Genomic DNA, 7,300 nt, shown 5'->3' with positions numbered 1-7,300 from the left:
GGGGCAAGCCCGGAGGGTTCGGCGGGAAGCCATCCGGCGGGTTCGGCGGCCGGCCCGGTGGTGGTCGTCCGCCCGGCCGCGGCGGGCGGTGAGGATCGTCGGCGGGGATTGGCGCGGCCGGCGCCTCGCCACCCCGCGCTCCGACGCGATCCGCCCGACCACGGACCGCCTGCGCGAGGCCCTGTTCAACGTGCTGGCCCACGCCTACGACGACGCGGTGCCGGGCGCCCGCATCCTCGACCTGTTCGCCGGCACCGGCGCCCTGAGCTTCGAGGCGTTGTCGCGCGGCGCGGCCTACGCGCTCCTGGTCGACGAGGGGGCTGAGGCGCGCGGCGTGATCCGTGAGAACATCGAGCAGTTCGGCGCCGAAGGGCGCACCCGGCTGTTTCGGCGCGACGCGACCAAGCTCGGCCCCTCCGGTACCACTGGGCGCTTCTCCCTGGTGTTCTGCGATCCGCCCTACGGTCGCGACCTCGCGCCGGCGGCGCTCACCGCGGCCGCCGAGGGCGGCTGGCTGACGCAGGACGCCCTGGTGGTGGTCGAGGAGGTCGCCAGCGCCGTCGTCGCCCTGCCCCCAGGGTTCTCCGAGCTCGAACGGCGGACTTACGGCGACACGGCGGTGACGCTGGCGCGCTTCACCGGCTGAGGTCCGCATACGGCGCGTTCGCACCCGGTGAGAAAGGCGCTTCCTTGACCCCTCCGTCCATCGCCCCCTTGCCCCTCGTCCTCCTGACCAACCCGATCCACGCCGACGCGGTCGCGATGCTGGCGCCCCATGCCCGCGTCGTCGTCGCCCCCGACACCGCCGCGGCGACGCTGCGGGCGCTCGCCCCCGACGCCGCCGGGATGATCGTGCGCGCGCAGCTGCCCGACGACATCCTCGACCACGCCCCGAACCTCCGCGGCATCGTCCGCCACGGGGTCGGGCTGGACTTCGTGCCGCTGGAGGCCGCCACCGCCCGCGGGATTCCCGTGGCGAACCTGCCCGGCAGCAACACCGGCGCGGTGGCCGAGTACGTCTTCTCCGCCCTGTTCGCCCTGCGGCGGCGGCTCGCCGACCTCGATGCCCGCCTGCGCCGGGACGGCTGGCTCGCGGCCAAGACCCGCGCCAACGACCTCGCCGAGGTCGGCGGCTCCACCCTCGGCATCCTCGGGATGGGCGAGATCGGCCGCCGCGTCGCCGGGATCGCCCGCCACGGCTTCGGCCTGCGCGTGCTCGGTTCGTCGCGGACCGCCTCGGACCATGGCGGCCTCGTCGAGCCGGTGGACGTCGCGACGCTGTTCTCTGAGAGCGACGCGGTGGTGATCGCCTGCCCCCTGACGGATGCGACGCGGGGGCTGGTCGACGCGGCGCTGATCGGGCGGATGCGCCCGGGCGCGGTGCTGATCAACGTCGCCCGCGGGCCGATCGTCGTCACCGACGCGGTGGCGGCGGCCCTGAACGCGGGCCGGCTCGGCGGCGCGGCGCTCGACGTGTTCGAGCACCAGCCGCTGGCGCCCGACCACCCGCTCCACGCCTGCCCGAACCTGCTGCTGACGCCGCACGTGGCCGGCACCACCGCCACGAGCCTGCGCGCCATGGGCCTGGGCGCCGCCGAGGAGATGCTGCGCATCCTGGCGGGCGAGCGCCCGCGGAACCTCGTGAACCCGGCCGCGCTGGAGCGTTGAGGGCGATCGCCGGCGGCCTGGGTCCGAAGTGCGCTCGGGGGCCGTGACGGTGCGCGGGGCGACCGGATTCGCGCATGCCGGTACTGGCGGTTCGCTTTGCGCGCATCCCCTCGCCCCGCGTGGATCTCGGGCTTGCCCGAGATCCGAACCTACCTGCCGAAATCGGGCAGGCCCGACTTCGGTGGGGGAGAGGGCTTTGCCGACCTCGTCGTCGGCGAAGCGAGGCGGCAGCCGAGGGTGAGGGGGCTGCCACGGAGGAACCACATCCGTTCGCACCCCCTCACCCTCGCTTCGGCGTTGCCTTCGCTTCCCGCACGGACGACGAGGTCCGTGCGGGCCTCTCCCCGCCCGCGGGGAGAGGGGAACCCGCGCGTCGTCCGACGCCATGACGAAACGTGCGAATACGGTGGCCCGTTCGCGATAGGGCGCGCGCTTGTCCGGATCGAAGGAGCAGACGATGAGCAAGGGCCTGCGGAAGGGTCTCACCAGCTACGGCGATGCCGGGTTCTCGCTGTTCCTGCGCAAGGCCTTCATCAAGGCGGCGGGCTATTCCGACGACGCCCTCGACCGGCCGATCGTCGGCATCACCGACACGGCCAGCGACTTCAACCCGTGCCACGGCAACGTGCCGGCGCTGATCGAGGCGGCCAAGCGCGGGGTGATGCTGGCCGGCGCGATGCCGATGGTGTTCCCCACCATCTCGATTCACGAGAGCTTCGCGCACCCGACCTCGATGTTCCTGCGCAACCTGATGGCGATGGAGACCGAGGAGATGATCCGCGCCCAGCCGATGGACGCGGTGATCGTGATCGGCGGCTGCGACAAGACCCTGCCGGCCCAGATCATGGCGGCGGCGAGCGCCGACCTGCCGACGGTGGTGATCCCCACCGGGCCGATGGTCGTCGGCCACCACAAGGGCGAGGTGCTCGGCGCCTGCACCGATTGCCGCCGGCTCTGGAGCGCGCACCGCGCCGGCCAGCTCGACGCGGCCGAGATCGCCGCCGTCGAGGGCCGGCTCGCGCCGTCCGTCGGCACCTGCATGGTGATGGGCACGGCCAGCACCATGGCCTGCATCACCGAGACCTTGGGCCTGTCGCTGCCGATGTCGGCGACGATCCCCGCGCCCCATGCCGAGCGCATCCGCCTCGCCGAGGCCAGCGGCAGGCGCGCCGCCGAGATGGCGGTCTCGGGCGGTCCGCGCCCGAGCGCGCTTCTGACGCCGGAAGCGTTCCGCAACGCGCAGGTGGTGCTCCAGGCGATCGGCGGCTCGACCAACGGGCTGATCCACCTCACCGCCATCGCCAACCGCACGCCGCACCGCATCGACCTCGACGCCTTCGACCGGCTCGGCCGCGCCGTGCCGGTGCTCGTCGACCTGAAGCCGTCCGGCGAGCACTACATGGAGCATTTCCACCATGCCGGCGGCGTCCCGAAGCTGATGGCGCAGCTCGGCGACCTGATCGACCTCGACGCCGGGACGGTGGCCGGCGGGACGCTCCGCGACGTGGTCGCGGCGGCCGAGGACGTGCCGGGCCAGGACGTGATCCGGCCGCGCGGCAACCCGATCAAGCCGCTGGGCGCGATGGCGGTGCTGCGCGGAAACCTCGCGCCGCGGGGCGCCGTGATCAAGCACAGCGCCGCGAGCCCGGCGCTGCTCCAGCACGAGGGCCGGGCGGTGGTGTTCGCCTCGATCCCCGACATGACCGCACGGATCGACGACCCCGACCTCGACGTCGGCCCTGACGACGTGCTCGTGCTGCAGAACGCCGGCCCCAAGGGGGCGCCCGGCATGCCGGAGGCCGGCTACCTGCCGATCCCGAAGAAGATCCTGGCGACCGGGGTGAAGGACATGGTCCGCATCTCCGACGCGCGGATGAGCGGCACCGCCTTCGGCACGATCGTGCTGCACGTCACGCCGGAATCGGCCGACGGCGGCCCGCTCGGCCTCGTGCGCACTGGCGACCGCATCCGCCTCGACACGGCGGGCCGGCGGATCGACCTCCTGGTCGAACCGGCCGAGCTGGAGCGCCGCCGGTCGGAGGCCGGGCCGGCCGAGCGCCCGGCCTGGGCCGCCCGCGGATACAGCCGCCTGCTCTACGAGACGGTCGAGCAGGCCGACGAGGGCTGCGACTTCGGTTTTATGCGCGCGACGCCCGAGGCCGGCTGACCGCTCCCAACCTTAGCCCTCCGCGCCCGGCAGGACGATTTCCGCGCGCAGGCCCCCCTGCGGCAGGGTCGCGAGCCGGATCTCGCCGCCATGCGCGCGGATCGCCGAGCGCGCGATGGCCAGCCCGAGCCCGGTGCCGCCGGTCTCGTCGTTGCGCGAGTCGTCGAGGCGGGCGAAGGGCTCGAACATCGCCTCGACCCGGTCCGCGGGGATGCCCGGCCCGTCGTCCTCGACCCGGATGCGCACGTCCGCCCCGTCGCGGTCGAGGGCGATGCGGGCGCGCGCCCCATAGCGAACCGCGTTCTCGACGAGGTTGTCCAGCGCCCGCCGCAGGGCGTCGGGCCTCCCTGCGAAGGGCAGGGTTTCGGGCGCCGACAGGGTGACGTCGCGGCCGAGCGCCACGTGGTCCGAGACCAGGGTGCGGGCAAGCTCAGTGAGGTCGAGGGGTCCGCTCGCCTGCGAGGCGGCGTCGTCGCGGGCAAACGACAGGGTCGCCTCCACCATCCGCTTCATGTCGCCCAGCGTGCGCACCATGCCGGCGCGCAACGCTTCGTCCTCCACCATCTCCGCGCGAAGCCACAGCGAGGCGATGGGGGTACGCAGGTCGTGGCTCACGGCGGCCAGCATCCTTGTGCGGTCGTCGACGTAGGCCCGGAGCCGCGCCTGCATCCGGTTGAAGGCGATCGTCATCGTCTTCAGCTCCGCCGGCCCCGGCTCCGGCAGGGGCGCGACCAGGGTGCCGCGCCCGGCCTCCTCGGCGGCCTGCGCCAGGGCGGTCACCGGCCCAACCACCCCGCGCAGCCCGAGGCCGACGGCGACGAGCACGGCGACGACGCTGGCGACGATCTGGAACAGGCCGATCCGCATCCAGGGCGGCGTCGGCAGCGCGACCGGCGCCTCGCCGTTGAGCCAGCGCCCGTCGGCGAGGTGCACCGAGACCTGGAGCGCCTCCGGTTTGGCCCGGCGCTCCTCGGCGCCGGGAGCGTCCGCGACGTCGCGCTCGACCGAGTCGTGTTTGACCGAGCCGTGTTTGACCAAGTCGCGCTTCACCAAGAGGAGCCGCGCCTCGCTCGCATCCGCCTGGAGCCTGCGATCGAGCCCGTGCGCCAGCCGCGCCTCGTCGGCGTCCATCGCCCCGTCGGGGACGAGGCTTCCCTGGCCGATCGAGAAGTGATGGCGCGGCGAGTTGAAGGCCGCGATGGTGCCCGGCACCGCGTCCGCCGGCACCGTGTCGAGCAGGCGCACGAGGATGGCGATGCGGTCGATCACCTGGGTGCGTCCCGCGGCCCGCCCGACGCGGGTCGCCTCGCTCGCGAACATCGCGAAGGCGGCGGCCTGCGCCGCCACCACCGCCAGCACGAGCAGCAGCGCCAGCCGCCAGACCAGCGAGCGCGGCACCAGGCGGATCACCGGACCTCCCGCACGTCGGCGGCGAAGACGTAGCCGCCGCCCCACACCGTCTTCAGCAGCTCGGGATGGGCCGGGTCGCGCTCGAGCTTGCGCCGCAGCCGGCTGACCTGGTTGTCGATGCTGCGATCGAAGGCCTGGGCGGTGCGGCCGCTCGTCAGGTCGAGGAGCTGGTCGCGCGACAGCACCACCCGCGGGCGCCGCACCAGGGCTGCGAGCAGGCGGAACTCGGCGGTGCTGAGCACCACCGCCTCGCCGCCCTCGCCGACGAGCTCGCGCCGGTCGCCGTCGAGGACCCAGCGGTCGAAGGCGAGGCGAAGCGCGCCGGGCTCCGCCCGCTCCCGCGGCAGGGCGGCGGCGCGGCGCAGCAGGTTCTTCACCCGTGCCAGCAGCTCCCGCGGGTCGAAGGGCTTCGTCACGTAGTCGTCCCCGCCGATCTCCAGACCGACGATCCGGTCGGTCTGCTCGGCCATCGCAGTCAGCAGGATCACCGGCGTGTCGTGCACCTCGCGGATGTGGCGGCAGAGCGAGAGCCCGTCCTCGCCGGGCATCATCACGTCGAGGACGACGAGGTCGATGGCGCTGGTGTTGAGGATCGTGCGTGCCGCCGCGGCGTCGGCCGCCACGCTCACCCGCAGGTCGTGGCGGCGCAGGTAGGCGGCCAGCGGGTCGCGGATGTCGCGGTGGTCGTCCACGACCAGCAGGTGGGCAGCGTCCATGTCGTCGAGCCTTTCGCCGCCGATCCTAGCGGCGGCCCGCGCGCGGGCGCGGGAAACAACGTCGCAAGATGTATCCGGCGCTCCGGCCTGCGACAGCTCGACACGAAAGTCCGCCGGCCCGGGATCGTTGCGCGACAGGCCGAGGCCAAGGTTCGTTCCAACCCGATTTGCCAACCCGATTCGCCAAGCCGCCGGTGCGGTGCGCCGCGGGGGGATCGAAGGATCGACGCGATGACCACGGACGCCGTCCTGGCGCTCAACCGGTTCGGAGTCGGCGCGCGGCCGGGGGAGGTCGCCCGCATCGCCGCCGACCCCCGCGGATGGCTTCGCGCGCAGCTGTCGCAGCCCGCCGCGGCCCTGATCGACGACCCTGCGCTCCCGTCCTCCGATGCGGCGGCGAGGCAGCTCGCGCAGGCCCGCCGGGCGAAGCGCGATCCGGCGGCCGAGCCTGCGGCGCAGCCGGTCGATCCCGGGCAGCCGGTCGATAAGGCGAAGGCAGCCGATCCGGGGCAGGTCCGGCGAACGATCGGGCGGGCCGAGTTCGCGGCGCGGCTCGCGCACGGCGTGGCGACGGAGGCCGGCTTCGTCGAGCGGCTGGCGCTGTTCTTCGCCAACCACTTCGCGGTCTCGGCCGACAAGGGGCTGGTCCGCGTGCTCGCCGGCGCCTTCGAGCGCGAGGCGATCCGCCCGCACGTGCTCGGGCGCTTCGCCGACATGCTCCGGGCCGTGCAGCGCCACCCGGCGATGCTGGTCTACCTCGACAACCAGCGCTCCGTCGGCCCGGGCTCGGTGGCCGGCGCGCGCCGCGGCCTCGGCCTCAACGAGAACCTCGCCCGCGAGACCCTGGAATTGCACACGCTGGGCGTCGACGGCGGCTACGGCCAGGCCGACGTCACGGCGCTGGCCGCGGTCCTCACCGGGCGCGGCTGGGTGCCGCCGCGGGCCGACCGGCCGGATGCCGGGCGCTTCCTGTTCAGTCCCAACCGGCACGAGCCGGGCCCGGCGACGATCCTCGGCCGGACCTACGAACCGGGCGGGCTGGAGCAGGGCGACGCGGTGCTGGACGCGCTCGCACGCCACCCGGCGACCGCCCGCCACCTCGCCCGCAAGCTCGCGACCCACTTCATCGCCGACGACCCGCCGGACGGCGCGGTGGCGCGCCTCGCCACCGCCTACCGCGAGGGCGACGGCGACCTCGCCGTGGTGGCCGCCGCCCTCGTCGCGACGCCGGAGGCGTGGGACCCGGCCCCGCGCAAGTTCAAGACGCCCTACGAGTTCGTGCTGAGCGCGGCCCGCCTCGTGCCCGGCATCGGCGCGGGCGACGGCCGCACCCTGCGCG

Annotated in this window: 6 protein-coding genes; 4 read left to right on the top strand and 2 right to left on the bottom strand. The window is 74.2% G+C overall.

Annotation, left to right across the window (positions count from 1 at the left end; genetic code table 11):
• The first annotated feature begins 31 nt into the window (after positions 1–31).
• The 3 genes from rsmD to FV229_RS23715 all read left to right on the top strand — a co-directional run bounded on the left by rsmD (position 32) and on the right by FV229_RS23715 (position 3,835).
• Complete coding sequence (rsmD, locus tag FV229_RS23725) at positions 32–646, top strand: 16S rRNA (guanine(966)-N(2))-methyltransferase RsmD (protein WP_281406746.1); 615 nt, start codon at positions 32–34, stop codon at positions 644–646.
• Between the two features lie 44 nt (positions 647–690).
• Positions 691–1,668, top strand: a complete 978-nt coding sequence (locus FV229_RS23720) for an NAD(P)-dependent oxidoreductase (protein WP_246688315.1) — start codon at positions 691–693, stop codon at positions 1,666–1,668.
• 457 nt (positions 1,669–2,125) lie between these two features.
• The gene (locus FV229_RS23715) at positions 2,126–3,835 is read left to right on the top strand and encodes an IlvD/Edd family dehydratase (RefSeq protein ID WP_147754309.1); all 1,710 of its coding nucleotides are present in this window, start codon (positions 2,126–2,128) and stop codon (positions 3,833–3,835) included.
• A 12-nt stretch (positions 3,836–3,847) separates the two neighbouring features.
• Here FV229_RS23715 and FV229_RS23710 read toward each other — a convergent pair whose 3' ends face one another.
• Complete coding sequence (locus tag FV229_RS23710) at positions 3,848–5,245, bottom strand: ATP-binding protein (RefSeq protein WP_147754308.1); 1,398 nt, start codon at positions 5,243–5,245, stop codon at positions 3,848–3,850.
• Positions 5,242–5,961 (bottom strand): response regulator, encoded by a 720-nt coding sequence (locus FV229_RS23705; RefSeq protein ID WP_147754307.1) that lies wholly within the window; start codon positions 5,959–5,961, stop codon positions 5,242–5,244. The genes FV229_RS23710 and FV229_RS23705 overlap by 4 nt, the downstream gene beginning before the upstream one ends.
• A 231-nt stretch (positions 5,962–6,192) precedes the next feature.
• Here FV229_RS23705 and FV229_RS23700 point away from each other — a divergent pair.
• Positions 6,193–7,300 (top strand): DUF1800 domain-containing protein (locus FV229_RS23700; RefSeq protein ID WP_147754306.1); only part of this gene is annotated, 1,108 nt, incomplete at its 3' end.

This window comes from Methylobacterium sp. WL120 (genome assembly GCF_008039465.1).
In the GTDB taxonomy this organism is placed as follows: domain Bacteria; phylum Pseudomonadota; class Alphaproteobacteria; order Rhizobiales; family Beijerinckiaceae; genus Methylobacterium; species Methylobacterium cerastii.
The sequence above is the reverse complement of the archived record's forward strand: the minus strand, read 5'-3'. Positions and strand labels throughout refer to the sequence as shown.

Coding starts and splice junctions, on each gene's coding strand:
- FV229_RS23715 (WP_147754309.1), top strand. CDS start 2,126: ATGAGCAAGGGCCTGCGGAAGGGTCTCACCAGCTACGGCGATGCCGGG.
- FV229_RS23705 (WP_147754307.1), bottom strand. CDS start 5,961: ATGGACGCTGCCCACCTGCTGGTCGTGGACGACCACCGCGACATCCGC.